Annotated in this window: 13 protein-coding genes; 10 read left to right on the top strand and 3 right to left on the bottom strand. The window is 45.6% G+C overall.

Annotated elements, in window-relative coordinates; genetic code table 11:
- The first annotated feature begins 66 nt into the window (after positions 1 to 66).
- Together thiL and pgpA are read left to right on the top strand one after the other, a co-directional pair.
- Positions 67 to 1,041, top strand: a complete 975-nt coding sequence (gene thiL / locus OQJ75_RS00825; RefSeq protein WP_265970613.1) for a thiamine-phosphate kinase — start codon at positions 67 to 69, stop codon at positions 1,039 to 1,041.
- A complete protein-coding gene (gene pgpA, locus OQJ75_RS00820) occupies positions 1,041 to 1,547 on the top strand; it encodes a phosphatidylglycerophosphatase A (protein WP_265970513.1) in 507 nt (168 codons plus the stop codon). The genes thiL and pgpA overlap by 1 nt, the downstream gene beginning before the upstream one ends.
- Positions 1,548 to 1,666: 119 nt before the next feature.
- Here the strand turns inward: pgpA and dxs are convergent, their stop codons facing one another.
- Genes dxs through xseB form a run of 3 tightly spaced genes read right to left on the bottom strand, consistent with a single transcriptional unit; the run spans position 1,667 to position 4,719 of the window.
- Complete coding sequence (gene dxs / locus OQJ75_RS00815) at positions 1,667 to 3,550, bottom strand: 1-deoxy-D-xylulose-5-phosphate synthase (protein ID WP_265970512.1); 1,884 nt, start codon at positions 3,548 to 3,550, stop codon at positions 1,667 to 1,669.
- 21 nt (positions 3,551 to 3,571) lie between these two features.
- Positions 3,572 to 4,456, bottom strand: coding sequence for a (2E,6E)-farnesyl diphosphate synthase (gene ispA / locus OQJ75_RS00810; RefSeq protein ID WP_265970511.1), 885 nt, complete (start codon positions 4,454 to 4,456; stop codon positions 3,572 to 3,574).
- Between the two features lie 20 nt (positions 4,457 to 4,476).
- Positions 4,477 to 4,719, bottom strand: coding sequence for an exodeoxyribonuclease VII small subunit (gene xseB / locus OQJ75_RS00805; protein ID WP_004734405.1), 243 nt, complete (start codon positions 4,717 to 4,719; stop codon positions 4,477 to 4,479).
- Positions 4,720 to 5,016: 297 nt separating this feature from the next.
- Here xseB and pomA point away from each other — a divergent pair, with 297 nt between their 5' ends.
- From pomA to OQJ75_RS00765, 8 genes are all read left to right on the top strand, one after another.
- Positions 5,017 to 5,781, top strand: coding sequence for a flagellar motor protein PomA (pomA, locus tag OQJ75_RS00800; RefSeq protein ID WP_004734406.1), 765 nt, complete (start codon positions 5,017 to 5,019; stop codon positions 5,779 to 5,781).
- A 12-nt stretch (positions 5,782 to 5,793) separates the two neighbouring features.
- Positions 5,794 to 6,741 (top strand): flagellar motor protein MotB, encoded by a 948-nt coding sequence (locus OQJ75_RS00795; RefSeq protein WP_017633412.1) that lies wholly within the window; start codon positions 5,794 to 5,796, stop codon positions 6,739 to 6,741.
- Positions 6,742 to 7,079: 338 nt separating this feature from the next.
- Positions 7,080 to 8,528, top strand: coding sequence for a tRNA uracil 4-sulfurtransferase ThiI (thiI, locus tag OQJ75_RS00790; protein WP_176680324.1), 1,449 nt, complete (start codon positions 7,080 to 7,082; stop codon positions 8,526 to 8,528).
- 638 nt (positions 8,529 to 9,166) lie between these two features.
- Complete coding sequence (locus OQJ75_RS00785; protein WP_017080068.1) at positions 9,167 to 10,075, top strand: transcriptional regulator GcvA; 909 nt, start codon at positions 9,167 to 9,169, stop codon at positions 10,073 to 10,075.
- Positions 10,068 to 10,691 carry an alpha/beta fold hydrolase gene (locus OQJ75_RS00780; RefSeq protein ID WP_265970510.1) on the top strand — a complete coding sequence of 208 codons (624 nt, stop codon included), beginning with the start codon at positions 10,068 to 10,070 and terminating at the stop codon, positions 10,689 to 10,691. Before OQJ75_RS00785 ends, OQJ75_RS00780 begins: the two co-directional genes overlap by 8 nt.
- Positions 10,681 to 11,079 carry a DUF423 domain-containing protein gene (locus OQJ75_RS00775; RefSeq protein ID WP_017632369.1) on the top strand — a complete coding sequence of 133 codons (399 nt, stop codon included), beginning with the start codon at positions 10,681 to 10,683 and terminating at the stop codon, positions 11,077 to 11,079. Before OQJ75_RS00780 ends, OQJ75_RS00775 begins: the two co-directional genes overlap by 11 nt.
- Entirely contained in the window at positions 11,076 to 12,167 is a 1,092-nt protein-coding gene (rlmM, locus tag OQJ75_RS00770) for a 23S rRNA (cytidine(2498)-2'-O)-methyltransferase RlmM (protein ID WP_265970509.1), read from the top strand. Before OQJ75_RS00775 ends, rlmM begins: the two co-directional genes overlap by 4 nt.
- A gap of 451 nt (positions 12,168 to 12,618) precedes the next feature.
- Positions 12,619 to 14,649 (top strand): TonB-dependent receptor plug domain-containing protein, encoded by a 2,031-nt coding sequence (locus OQJ75_RS00765; RefSeq protein WP_265970508.1) that lies wholly within the window; start codon positions 12,619 to 12,621, stop codon positions 14,647 to 14,649.
- Positions 14,650 to 14,723 lie beyond the last annotated feature (74 nt).

Below are 14,723 nucleotides of genomic sequence, written 5' to 3'. Positions count from 1 at the left end.
TGTAACTAAATTCCCGTAATATCCATGATTACGGCGATTTTTATGAGACTAAAGATAGGGCATGTGATGTCTGGCGAATTTAACCTGATTGAAAAATATTTTGTAAATCGACAACCACAACGTAAAGACGTACTTCTGGCTGCTGGCGATGACTGTGCTTTGGTCAAAGCGCCGGGCAATGTTGAGATAGCGATCAGCACGGACACCTTAGTAGCTGGTACCCATTTCTTAGCGGAAGCGAATCCGGCTTGGGTGGCACACAAGGCGTTGGCTTCCAATATCAGTGACCTTGCTGCAATGGGCGCGACGCCTGCTTGGGTGTCATTTGCTTTAACCGTGCCTGAAATCGATGAAGCATGGCTTGATCCTTTCTGTGACTCCTTTTTTAAACTCGCAGACTACTTTGGTATTCAGTTAATTGGTGGTGACACCACCAAAGGCCCACTAAGCCTGACACTGACGGTACAGGGCTTTGTTCCTGAAGGACGAGCGCTGCGCAGAGATGGCGCGAAAGTGGGCGACTGGATTTACGTAACGGGCAACTTAGGCGACAGCAAAGCAGGACTAGAGGTGATATTAGACCCTGAACAGAACAAAGCTAAGCCTTATGCGTTAGAGCTTGAAGAGAGGCACTACCTGAGCACTCCACGAGTTTTGGCTGGCCAAGCATTGGTAAACCTTGCTTCGTCTGCCATTGATATCTCTGATGGTGTGATTGCTGATTTAAAACATATCCTTAAGCGTTCTCAAGTTGGTGCGAGTATTGATGTAAGCACGCTGCCTATCTCTGCAGAATTACGTCAGTTCGCTCCTGATATCATTTCAGCTCAGCAGTATGCGCTAACGAGTGGTGAAGAGTACGAACTGTGCTTTACTGTACCAGAAGAGAATAAAGGGTCGTTGGAAAGTGCTTTGTCACACACTGGTACAAAAGTCACCTGCATTGGCCAGATAAGACCTGTAGAATATTTTGAATTACACAATAATGGTGAACCACTAAGCTGGAACTTAACTGGTTACGATCACTTTAAGGTTAATTGATGACAAACCCACTATCTGCAATCTCTCTAAAAAACCCTTGGCACTTATTAGCAACGGGTTTTGGCAGTGGCTTATCGCCTATTATTCCCGGCACAATGGGCACGCTCGCGTCTATTCCGTTGTACCTATTGTTGGTTCAGTTACCGTTTCCTGCTTACGTTGCCGTGGTGGTGGTAAGCTGCATTATTGGTATTAAGATCTGCCAAATAACGTCTGATGATATGGGTGTGCATGATCACGGTTCTATCGTTTGGGATGAGTTTGCGGGCTTTTGGATCACCATGGGCCTAGTGCCGTTGTTGGGTATTCCTGTTAATGATTGGAAATGGCTATTCGCTGGCTTTGTTCTGTTTCGTTTTTTCGATATGGTAAAGCCTTGGCCAATTGGTTGGTTAGACAAGCGAGTTCACGGCGGCTTAGGTATCATGATTGATGATATTGTAGCGGGTATTATGGCGGCGATTTCGCTGTATGCCGTGGCACACTTCGCAGGTTGGTTAGTGTGAGTTTACTGAAGGGTTAAGGTTTAGTTGGCGATACACCAAGCTACGTAACGGATACTTAAAAGGTTGACCCTAGGGCCAACCTTTTTTGTTTTGTAGCTTATGCTGTTTGCTGGTGAAAGCTATTTAGCAAGGTAGTCAGAGATAGACTTCTCTATGCCTTTCGCATCTAAGCCAAGCTCTTCATGCAGCTCGCCTTGAGTACCTTGAGCAATAAACTTGTCTGGCAGACCAAGGTTCAACACTGGCATTAGCAGCTTCTCTTGCATCAAGAATTCAATCACACCCGCACCCGCACCACCTGCGATTGCGTTTTCTTCGATAGTAACCAGTACATCGTGGTCAGCAGCAAGTTGTTTGATCAGAGCTTCGTCTAGCGGCTTCACAAAACGCATGTCTGCAACTGTCGCATCGATAGAGTCAGCGGTTTGAAGTGCACTTTCTAGGAAAGTACCAAAGCTTAGGATTGCGACTTTCGAACCATCTTTTGCTTTCGCATTTTCGCGAACGATACGACCTTTACCAATCTCAAGCGCAGTAAACTCACTTTGGATCTCAGTACCCATGCCATTACCACGTGGGTAACGAACGGCACTTGGACCTGTGTGTTGGTGGCCTGTGTATAGCATTTGGCGACATTCGTTTTCGTCACTTGGTGCCATGATCACCATGTTTGGAATACAACGCATGAAGCTTAGATCGAACGCACCTTGGTGAGTTTGACCATCGGCGCCAACAAGACCTGCACGGTCAATCGCGAACATCACCGGTAGGTCCATGATTGCCACATCGTGGATCAGTTGATCGTAGCCACGCTGCAGGAACGTCGAGTAGATAGCCACAATCGGCTTATCACCCGCAATCGCCATACCAGTTGCTAGTGTTACAGCATGCTGCTCTGCAATTGCAACATCGAAGTATTGCTCTGGGTATTCTTTCGAGAAACGAACCATGCCAGAACCTTCACGCATTGCTGGCGTGATCGCCATTAGCTTAGGATCTTGCGCGGCCATATCACACAGGAAGTCGCCAAAAATCTTAGAGAAAGTTGGTTTAGAGCTGGTGCTCTTAGGCAGACTTGAGTGTGCAGGATCGAACTTAGGTACACCGTGGTAGCCAATTGGATCTTTCTCTGCTGGCTCGTAGCCTTTGCCCTTCTTGGTCATGATATGCAGGAACTGAGGGCCTTTAAGGTCTCTCATGTTCTTCAGCGTTTTAATCAGCTCATTCACATCGTGACCGTCAACCGGACCAATGTAGTTAAAGCCTAACTCTTCAAACATGGTACCGGGAACAACCATGCCTTTTAGGTGTTCTTCTGTACGACGAACGAGCTCTTTAATCGGCGGAACGCCAGATAGCACTTTCTTGCCGCCCTCACGAATAGACGTGTAAAGACTGCCAGAAAGAACTTGAGCTAGGTGGTTGTTCAGAGCACCTACGTTTTCAGAGATCGACATCTCGTTATCGTTAAGGATAACCAGCATGTCATTGTGAATATCGCCCGCGTGGTTCATGGCTTCGAAAGCCATACCCGCAGTAATCGCGCCATCACCAATCACACTAACGACTTTACGATTCTTGCCTTCTTTCTTAGCACTGATTGCCATGCCGAGAGCAGCACTGATCGATGTCGAAGAGTGACCAACAGAAAGCGTGTCGTATTCGCTTTCTTCACGCCATGGGAATGGGTGCAGTCCATCTTTTTGACGGATGGTCGACAAGCGGTCACGACGACCAGTAAGAATCTTGTGCGGGTATGCTTGGTGGCCAACATCCCAAACCAATTGGTCAAAAGGCGTGTTGTACACATAGTGCAGAGCCACTGTTAGCTCTACCGTACCTAAGCCTGACGCTAAGTGACCACTTGACTGGCTCACTGAGTTAAGAAGATAGGTGCGTAATTCATCACAAAGCTGTGTTAGCGTCTCTTTCGGAAGAAGACGCAAATCCTCTGGCTTATCAGCCAAAGCAAGAGTTGGGTACTTTGATATATCAAGAGTCATAGGTAATGCGCGCTTATTGTCTTAGTTCTTGCGCTCGATGACGTATCGGGCGAACTCTTCGAGTAACTGGGTATTGTATGGGATTGCAGCCAAAGCTTGAAGCGCTTCCTGTAGCAGAGATTGCGCTTTTTCTTGAGCGCCATCTAAACCTAACAAAGAAGGGTAGGTGCTTTTGTTCAAATCTTGGTCAGAGCCCTGTGGTTTACCCAACGTTTCAGTGTCGCTAGTGATATCTAAAATATCGTCTTGAACTTGGAAGGCTAACCCGATGGCATCGGCGTACTTGTCTAATTGAGGTAGTACTTCAAACGCTTTCTCACCAGCAGCCAGTGCACCTAAACGAATCGCACTCTTCATTAGAGCGCCCGTTTTATTGCGGTGAACTTCTTCCAGTTCTTCTAGTGTGACAGCGCGGTTTTCTGCTTCAATATCAAGCGCCTGACCAATACACATACCTTGCGCACCTGAGGCTTCAGCTAGGCGTTGAATCATTCGAACGCGATTGCTTTCCCCGTCAGCACTTAATGTGCCTTCCGCAAGTATAGTAAACGCGAGAGTTTGTAGTGCATCGCCGGTTAAAATTGCTGTCGCTTCATCGTATTTGATGTGACAAGTCTGATGCCCACGACGCAGTTCGTCGTCATCCATTGCTGGAAGGTCGTCGTGAATCAGAGAATAGGCATGAATACATTCGACTGCAGAGGCTGGAGTATCGAGCTCTTCAGCGGTACAACCGAGCATGTCCCCTGTAATGTAGACAAGAAATGGACGTGCGCGTTTACCGCCTAAAAGTAATCCATAACGCATTGCGTTGATAAGATTCTGATTTTGGTGTGGTAGGCGATCAAGCCAAAGGTTCAATTGCTCGTTATTACGTGCTTGATAAGACAATAAAGTCTCGATCATAGGGGATCTCATACAATTCGTTATTCAGGTTGTGGGTTAAAGTCACTCAGCTCTGCATTTTCATCATTTTGCAGTAGGATGCTAACACGTTGTTCAGCATCGTTTAGTTTACTTTGACCAGCACGAGCGAGGGAGATGCCTCGTTCGAATTTTTTCAGCGCATCATCTAAAGCTAGATCACCATTTTCTAGTTGATCAACCAAGCCATCAAGCTCTTCGATTGCTGCTTCAAAGCTCATATTTTCAGGTTTCTTAGTAGCCATAATAAATCTGCGTTTGGAAAGATGAACGAACGTTACCCTAGGCCGCTGATATGGTCAAATGTAACCAATAAATTTTGCTAGAAAGTTCGTTTTTAAGAGGCTTCAAGCCACTTTCATCGAATAACCTCACCTTTATCGAGTTTATGACTGGCTGATAAGAGCAAAGCGGGTAATAGTTGTGATTCAAAAACCAAAAGTGTGATACTTAGGCCAAGAATTTACTAAAAGATCTTATAGTCTTGCCGATAAAAAGATTATCGTCGACATAGAGCTACAAAAAAGCATGAGGAGTGCTCAGTGGATTTAGCAACCCTAATAGGTTTGATTGGTGGATTTGCCTTTGTAATCATGGCAATGATCCTAGGTGGAAGCCTCGGGATGTTCTATGACACGACATCCATTTTGATCGTGGTTGGTGGTTCAACATTTGTTGTTCTAATGAAGTTCACCATGGGACAGTTCTTCGGCGCGACCAAAATTGCCGGCAAAGCATTTATGTTTAAAGCTGATGAGCCTGAAGATCTGATAGCAAAAGTGGTTGAGATGGCAGACGCTGCTCGTAAAGGTGGCTTCTTAGCACTTGAAGAGATGGAAATCAGCAACAGCTTTATGCAAAAGGGCATCGACTTATTGGTGGATGGCCATGATGGTGATGTAGTGCGTGCTGCACTGCAAAAAGACATCGCATTAACGACAGAACGTCACGAGCAGGGCGCGAAAGTGTTCTCTGCATTCGGTGATGTGGCCCCAGCAATGGGTATGATTGGTACCTTGGTTGGTTTGGTAGCCATGCTTTCGAACATGGATGATCCTAAAGCGATCGGTCCTGCGATGGCGGTGGCACTTTTAACCACCCTATATGGTGCGATTCTTTCGAACATGGTGTTCTTTCCAATTGCCGACAAACTTGCGCTGCGTCGTGACCAAGAGACACTCAACCGTCGCTTGGTGATGGATGGCGTATTGGCGATTCAAGATGGCCAGAACCCACGAGTTATTGATGGTTACCTCAAGAGCTACCTCAACGAAGGTAAGCGTACGATTGATGGTGAACCGGCGTAAGAGGAGTTTAAGATGGATGAAGAGAATCCATGTAAATGTCCTCCTCCGGGGTTGCCTCAATGGATGGGGACATTTGCTGACTTGATGTCACTGCTGATGTGTTTCTTCGTGCTGCTGCTCTCATTTTCTGAGATGGACGTACTGAAGTTCAAACAGATTGCGGGTTCGATGAAGTTTGCGTTTGGTGTACAAAACCGCTTAGAAGTGAAAGACATCCCGAAAGGGACCAGCATCATTGCACAAGAGTTTCGTCCTGGTCGTCCAGAGCCGACACCGATTGATGTGATCATGCAACAAACCATTGATATTACACAGCAGACGCTGGAATTTCATGAAGGCGAATCTGAGCGTGCTGGCGGCACCATGCGTGACCAAGGCAAGATGACCGGAGGCAAGTCGCCAGAGGTTTCGACTCATGACAATCAAAACTCTGAGTCAGACCAACAGCAACAACAAGCTGAAGCTCAATCGCAAGAGATGGAAACCTTGATGGAAAGCATCAAGAAGGCGTTGGAAAGAGAAATCGACCAAGGCGCGATTGAGGTGGAAAACCTTGGCCAACAGATTGTGATTCGAATTCGTGAGAAGGGTGCATTCCCATCGGGTTCTGCTTTCTTACAGCCTAAGTTCCGACCTTTGGTTAGACAGGTGGCTGAACTGGTTAAAGATGTTCCGGGTATTGTTCGAATCTCAGGGCACACCGATAACCAACGTCTTGATTCTGAGCTGTATCGTTCTAATTGGGATCTGTCATCTCAGCGAGCCGTATCTGTTGCTCAAGAGATGGAAAAGGTTCGTGGATTCTCTCATCAACGTTTGAGAGTACGTGGCATGGCCGACACTGAGCCAGTAGAGCCAAACGATACTGAATGGCAACGCAGTCTAAACCGCCGCGTAGAGATCAGCATCATGCAGGGTGAGCCGCTATACAGTGAAGAAGTCCCAGCTATCTCTCAATAGTATCGAGATCTGAGTTATATCGAGTGATTAAATAGACCAGAAAGCCCAACCTTATGATGAGGTTGGGCTTTTTCTTTGGTCCGTTAGTTCTTAGCTGATCATTGCGTTGTACATCCATCAAACTGTCGATAGCGAGCAGAGGTGCTATTTTTAATAAGGTGCGTATTTATTACTGGTGCCCAAGCAAGCACTCTTTTCCTTGTTTCACTTTCTCATGTATAATTCGCGCCCTTAGATTTAGATATGATCTACTCTTGCTTCAAGTGCTGTGTAAATTCTCTAATTTACTTGGCGAAGAGCCTTTTAAAAATTTTGAACATTAATGTTGTGAAAGTACTATGAAATTTATTGTTAAGCCCCATCCGGAAATTTTTGTAAAAAGTGAATCGGTGCGTAAGCGCTTCACAAGGATTCTAGAGTGCAACATTCGTAACGTTATTCAGCGTCGCTGTGAAAGTGTTGCGGTATTCAACCGTCGCGACCATATCGAAGTGACGTCTGAGAGTGACCAGTACTACACAGAAGTGTTAGAGGCACTGACTCACACTCCGGGTATTCACCACTCTCTTGAAGTTCAACAGTCTGAATTCAAAGACTTGCACGATATTTACGAGCAAGTACTAGAACGCAGCCGTGCTGATATTGAAGGCAAGACTTTCTCTGTTCGTGCTAAGCGTCGTGGTAAGCATGACTTTACGTCTATCGAGCTAGAGCGCTACGTAGGCGGCGGTCTAAACCAAGCCGTTGAGTCAGCGAAAGTTCGACTTAAGAACCCAGACGTAACCGTTAAGGTTGAAGTGGCTAACGACAAACTTAACCAAGTACTGGCTCGTCACAAAGGCCTTGGTGGTTTCCCTCTTGGTACTCAAGAAGACCTACTAAGCTTGATCTCTGGCGGTTTCGATTCTGGCGTTTCAAGCTACCTGCACATCAAACGCGGTTCTAAGGTTCACTACTGTTTCTTCAATCTTGGTGGCCCTGCGCATGAGATTGGCGTTAAGCAAGTGGCTCACTACCTATGGAACAAATACGGTTCATCTGCAAAAGTGAAGTTCATCTCTGTAGACTTCGAACCGGTTGTTGCTGAGATCCTTGAGAACGTAGAAGACGGCCAAATGGGCGTTGTTCTTAAGCGTATGTTCATGCGTGCTGGTGGTATGGTTGCAGACAAGTTCAAGATCGAAGCATTGGTTACTGGTGAAGCACTAGGTCAGGTATCAAGCCAAACGCTAACTAACCTGCGTCACATCGACAACGTAACGGATACGCTGATCCTTCGTCCGCTTATCAACTGGGACAAAGAAGACATCATCGATCTTTCTCGTATCATCGGTACTGAAGACTTCGCGAAAGTAATGCCAGAGTACTGTGGTGTTATCTCTAAGAAGCCAACAGTAAAAGCGAAGAAAGGTAAACTAGAAGCAGAAGAAGCTAAGTTTAACTTTGAAGTGCTGGATCAAGTGATCGAGAACGCTCGTGTTATGGATATCCGTGACATTGAGAAAGAGAGTCAAGAACAAGCGCCTGAAGTTGAACAAGTTCAGGCTGTTGCTGACCACGCTATCGTTCTAGATATCCGTAGCCCAGACGAAGAAGACGAAAGCCCTCTAGAAATCGACGGTGTTGAAGTGAAACATCTACCTTTCTACAAGCTAGCGACTCAGTTTGGTGACCTTGACCAAGGTAAAGAGTACCTACTGTACTGTGACCGTGGCGTTATGAGCCGTCTGCAAGCACTTTACTTGCAAGAGCAAGGCTTCAAGAACGTTAAGGTTTACCGTCCATAGTTAGTCTTTGATGGTTGACTTCGGTCTGAGAACACATACGAAAAGCCGCTTACTGAAAAGTAAGCGGCTTTTTATTTATCGGTTGATTGTTATTCTGTCGTCGATAAAGTGGTTTGATAGCCTCACTCGTGCGGTTTTTGTCGTAAAAACAAGGCTGTGTGATAAAGAGAGTTCAGGTGAGAGTTGTTACCAAAATGCGCAATGAAGTGCTTATATTTGTATGCGTATGATTGTTTACGTAAGTAGGCGTTAAATTTTGTGATTAGAGTGAGAAAATAGTAAGGATTAATTAGCACAGCTATTGATAAACTTGTTGTTACTTTTCTCTGGGCATAAAAAAACACCGCCGTATAGGCGGTGTAAACAAATTTGACAGACAGGTCAAAATAAATACAGGAAGTATATGCCTCGTTTCAGGGTATAACTGCAACAAAACATTTGGTAGAACTCTACCCAACTCGAAAAGTACGAGTTTGCAAACACAACATCGCAGGAGCTAAGCCAATTGATTCTAGAGAGAATCAAGCCGTTCAGGCTAGCTGCTGCGGAATGAAATATAGAATTTCTCTGGCCGCTAGGCAATGGACAAATTATAATGTTTCAGATAAAAAAAACTAATGCTTATTTAGAGAGTAACTATGTCTCGTCGATTACCCCCATTAAACTCGTTAAGAGTGTTTGAAGCCGCTGCTCGACACTTGAGTTTTACGCGTGCTGCAGAAGAGTTGTTTGTTACTCAAGCTGCGGTTAGCCACCAGATCAAAGCACTTGAAGAATTCTTATCTTTGAAGCTTTTTCGTCGAAGAAACCGTTCTTTGTTGCTAACTGAAGAAGGGCAAAGCTACTTCTTAGATATCAAAGATATTTTCACATCACTCGCTGAAGCCACTGACAAAGTGCTTGAGCGAAGTGAGAAGGGTGCATTGACCATCAGCTTACCGCCAAGTTTTGCTATTCAATGGTTAGTACCAAGGCTTGCCGACTTTAATCAGCAAGAACCTGATATCGATGTGCGAATCAAAGCCGTGGATATGGATGAAGGCTCGCTAACTGATGATGTGGACGTTGCTATCTATTATGGTCGAGGCAATTGGTCGGGTCTGAGAGCTGACAAGCTGTATCAAGAATATCTGATTCCGCTTTGTTCTCCTTCAGTGCTGCTAGGAACAAAACCATTAGAATCTCTAAGTGATTTAGCATGCCATACGCTATTGCACGACACCTCTCGAAAAGATTGGAAACAGTTTGCTAAACAAAATGGCATCGATGGGGTTAACGTGAACCACGGGCCGATCTTCAGTCACTCAACCATGGTGCTTCAAGCAGCAGCTCACGGCCAAGGCATCGCATTGGGTAACAACGTTCTCGCACAACCTGAAATAGAAGCGGGTCGCTTGATAGCACCGTTTGATGAAGTGTTGGTGAGTAAGAACGCCTTCTATGTAGTGTGTCACGAGAAACAAGCCGACATGGGCCGAATCGCGACCTTCCGTGATTGGATGCTGGCTAAAGCACAAAGTGAACAAGAGGACTTGCTGGATGAATAACATCATTATTGATGGTGAAGACAACCCAATCACCTTTATCTTCGCACACGGCGCGGGTGCTGGCATGGACCACGAGTTCATGCAGTCGGTAGCCAAAGGGGTGGCCTTTAAAGGGATACGAGTGATTCGTTTCAATTTTCCTTACATGATCAAGCGTGCTGAAGATGGCAAGCGTCGTCCACCTGACAGAGCCCCTAAGCTACTTGAAGCCTACCAAGAGATCATCGAACAAACCGATGCTGACAAACTTGTGATTGGTGGTAAGTCGATGGGAGGCCGCATGGCGAGTCATCTATCTGAGTTGGATAAAGTGGCTGCGATGGCGTGTTTGGGTTTTCCTTTCCATCCGCCGGGTAAACCAGAGAAGTACAAAGGCGAACATCTCGCAGAGTTAACTAAGCCGTGTCTTATTTTACAAGGCGAGCGCGATACCTTTGGTAAGCGTGAAGAGTTTGCTGACTTCAATCTGTCGGATTCAATTCGAGTCGAATTTATTCCCGATGGCGACCATAGCTTCAAGCCACGCAAGAGTTCTGGCTATACGGAACAACAGAACATCGCGTTAACCGTTGAAAAGCTATCCGCGTTTATCAAAGAGGTGCTCAATGAAAAGTAAGTATTTACTCACTTTCGCAGGCATTTCTGGTGCGATCGCTGTGATGCTTGGGGCATTTGCTGCACACGGTTTGAAAGCCATCTTGCCAGAGTATCTTTTGGGTGTGTTCGAGACGGGTGTTCAGTACCAGTTTATCCATACTCTAGCGATATTGGCGTGTGGTGCTCTGCTACAGATGAAACTTGGCGCTAAATCACAAAAATATTTTTTCATTGCGGCAATTTGCTTTATCATCGGCATCCTTTGTTTTAGTGGCAGCCTTTATGGGCTAGCACTGACAGGAATAAAATGGTTTGGCCCTATAACACCGTTTGGTGGTCTACTATTTATCATTGGTTGGGGAGTCTTCTCCTTCGCTGCTTTGAATATAAAAGAGGTAACTCAGTGAAACACGTACTACTTTATTGTCGCTCTGGTTTTGAAAAAGAATGTGCTGGCGAAATTCAAGACAAGGCAACACAACTGGAAGTGTTTGGTTTTCCTCGCCTAAAGAACAATACAGGCTTTGTATTGTTTGAATGTTACCAAGCAGGTGAAGCGGACAAATTGATCAAAGAGATCGACTTCCAGTCACTGATCTTTGCTCGTCAAATGCTAGCCGTAGCGGTTGAAATCAAAGACCTGCCAACCGATGACCGTATCTCTCCAATTCTTGAGGCGCTTTCTGAGAAAGAAGGTTTCCCACGTTGTGGCGATATTCGTATCGAAACGCCAGATACTAACGAAGCAAAAGAGCTATTGAAGTTCTGCCGTAAGTTTACCGTGCCAATGCGTCAAGCAATGCGTGGCAAAGGCTTGATGACGGCTAAGGACAACGCTAAGAAGCCAGTACTGCACTTGTGCTTCATCGCTCCGGGTCACTGCTTTGTGGGTTACTCTTACCCATCGAACAACTCGCAGTTCTTCATGGGTATTCCTCGTCTGAAATTCCCATCAGATGCACCAAGCCGTTCTACATTGAAGTTAGAAGAAGCGTTCCACGTATTCATTCCTCGTGATGAGTGGGATGAGCGTCTGGCTTCGGGTATGTGGGGTGTTGATTTGGGCGCGTGTCCAGGCGGTTGGACTTACCAACTGGTTAAGCGTTCGATGTTCGTTCACTGTGTTGATAACGGCATGATGGCAGACAGCCTAATGGAAACCGGTCAGATTAAGCACCACATGGTAGATGGTTTTAAATTCGAACCAGACCGTAAGAACGTAACTTGGATTATCTGTGACATGGTTGAAAAGCCAGCTCGCGTTGCACACCTTATGGGTGAGTGGATCATCAAAGGTTGGGCGCAAGAAGCACTATTTAACCTGAAACTGCCGATGAAAGGCCGTTACGATGAAGTACTGCAGGATATCGAGAACCTAAAAGTGTTCCTTATTGAGAACAAAGTGAAGTTCAAGATGCAAGCTAAGCACCTTTACCACGATCGCGAAGAGATCACGGTTCACATCCAGTCGCTTTCAAACATCTCACCGCACTAATATTTGCGTTAGTGCCAGTCTCAGTATCGAGATAAAGAAAATGCTCCTTTAAGGGGCATTTTTTGTATCTGCAGTTTGGCAATTGCTCAGTTAAATCCATTGTTACATGTTGTGGAAAGTCGCACTCATGAGTCAGCTATGGGTGTTATGACTATCAACACAACTGACATGAAAATCGTTAAATTCCCTATATCAGCGGTGATTTGATATGAAAAAAGCCGTAAGTGATCGAGACATACGGCTACCTAATTCAGGGGTGATACGAAGAAGGGTTTATTCAAAGATTCAGCAGCAAAACGAAGTAAGTTTTACAGCCAGAACATCCTAATCGAATTCTGTTTTATTAAAAGTAAGGGAACGTAAGTAAAGAATGTAAATGATAAGAATTATCATTCAAACTGTGTAATATTCACGCCTCCTCACTCGAATCTATAAAACATAAAAACAGAATATGAAACTTAAAGCACTATCAGTGGCCGTTACGGTTGCCTTAACTTCATTTACAGCGCTTGCTGCTGACGAACAAGAAACCGTTGTTGTTATCGGTTCTGCACTTGACCAACTTGTTCAAACTGAAATCAACTCTGACACGCTTGAAAAGAAACAAGCATCGGACATCAAAGATGTTCTGAACACCATGCCAAGTGTGACGGTAGACGGAAACGCACGTTACTCTCGTAAAGTGTATGTACGTGGTATGGAAGACAAATTTGCCGTAGTGACCATTGATGGTGCGCGTCAAGAAGGTCAGCTGTTCCACCACTCTGGTGACCAAGCGATTGACCCAGCCATGCTTAAGCGTGCTGAAATTGAACTAGGCGGTAACTCTGCGCTGTCGGGTTCTGGTGCGATTAACGGTTCGTTTAGCTACGAGACTAAAGATCCAAGCGACCTTCTTAAACCAGGTGAAAGCATTGGTGCTCGAGTTAAAACCAGCTACCAAACCGCTTACGAACGTTTCGCAACCAACGTTGCTGTGTATGCAAAAGTGAACGACAAGCTGCAGTTCATGGGTATCGCAAACTACTCAGAAGATGGCGATCTGCATATCCCAGATCAGGAAGCGGTAACGTCTAAGCAGGGCGAACTGAAATCAGGTTTGGCTAAGGTTGTTTTCATCCCGAACGATGCCAACGAATTCAAGCTGACTTTCAACCGATACAACGATGGCGGTAAGCGCCAATTGTCAGGTGAGAAGGCAGGTGCTCTGTATGCTGATGATGAACACAACTACCACTCGCTCAACCGCGATACTGTGACTCTGCAGCACGAATACGACGCAGGTAGCGATTTGGTACATCTGAAAACCAATATCTACTACAACCGCCAGTACATGGAGCGTGATGCGCTTGTTGATACTGCTTGGGATAAAGACGCGAACGGTAACTGGATTAAAGATGGCACAATTGCTATTCCTGATCGCGAATACAATGTGACGACCATTGGTGGTGACATCCGTAATATCTCTTGGGTTGGCGAGCATGAGCTGACTTACGGTCTTGATGGTTATAAGGCAGAGCAGTGGATTGATGCGGGTGACGGTGTTTACCAAAGCGGTTCTAAGCAAGGTGAAACCAAGAAGTACGGTATGGATGGCGGTACGGTGACGGCTTACGGTCTTTACCTACAAGATATGTATGAGTTCAGCGATTTCCGTTTAACAACAGGTTTGCGTTACGACGTTCATAAACTTGGTGGTGTTTACGATGGTGATTTCGACCAGCTGTCTCCGAAATTCAAAGGTGAATACCAAACGACGGATAACCTAAAACTGCGTGTCGGCTATGGCCGTCTGTTCAAAGGTGCATCATTGCCAGAAGCACTCACGATGAAAGCTGCACCTGATGTTAACCAGTCTGATACTAAGGCGATGACGGGTAACAACTACGAAGCGGGCTTTGATTACGAGCTGACGCGCTTGCTTGCTGCTGACTACGCTATCCTAGGTTTCACGGCTTACACCTACAACCTTGATAACCAAATGCACCCAACCAAGAACAACTCAACACTGGCAAACCAGTATGATGTTGAAGTGTGGGGTGTGGAAACAGTATTGAGCTACGAGCTAGATTCTCTGAGCGTATACGCGAACCACTCATACTCAGACGGTGACCAGAAAGATCTAGAAAATGGCAAGACTAGTCATATGAGCAAAACAGGCATTCACAACTTCAAAGCGGGCTTCAACTACAGCCTAAACAGTGAGTTTGTGTTTGGTTGGGATTCTCGATTCGTTCCGGGTAATGACTACACGGATGAAAAGGGTGAACAAGTGAAGCGTGCTGGTTTTGCAACACACAACATTTGGGCGGCTTACACTCCTAGGTTTGCTAAAGACCTAGAGATGAACATCGGTATCGATAACCTACTTGATAAGAAATATGCAGAGCACACTGGCTTTGGTATCTCTTGGGGCTCTGATAAGTACACCAGCTACGAAGCGGGTCGTAACTTCAAAGCTTCTATCGCTTATAACTTCTAATCATCCGATTAAGTTCGCTTAGGCGGTCGCCGTAAATAACAAAAAGCCTTAGTGTCGACTAAGGCTTTTCTGTA

The organism is Vibrio sp. 14G-20, from assembly GCF_026241515.1.
GTDB lineage: Bacteria > Pseudomonadota > Gammaproteobacteria > Enterobacterales > Vibrionaceae > Vibrio.
Note: the sequence above shows the minus strand (reverse complement) of the source record. Positions and strands in the feature narration are given on the sequence as shown.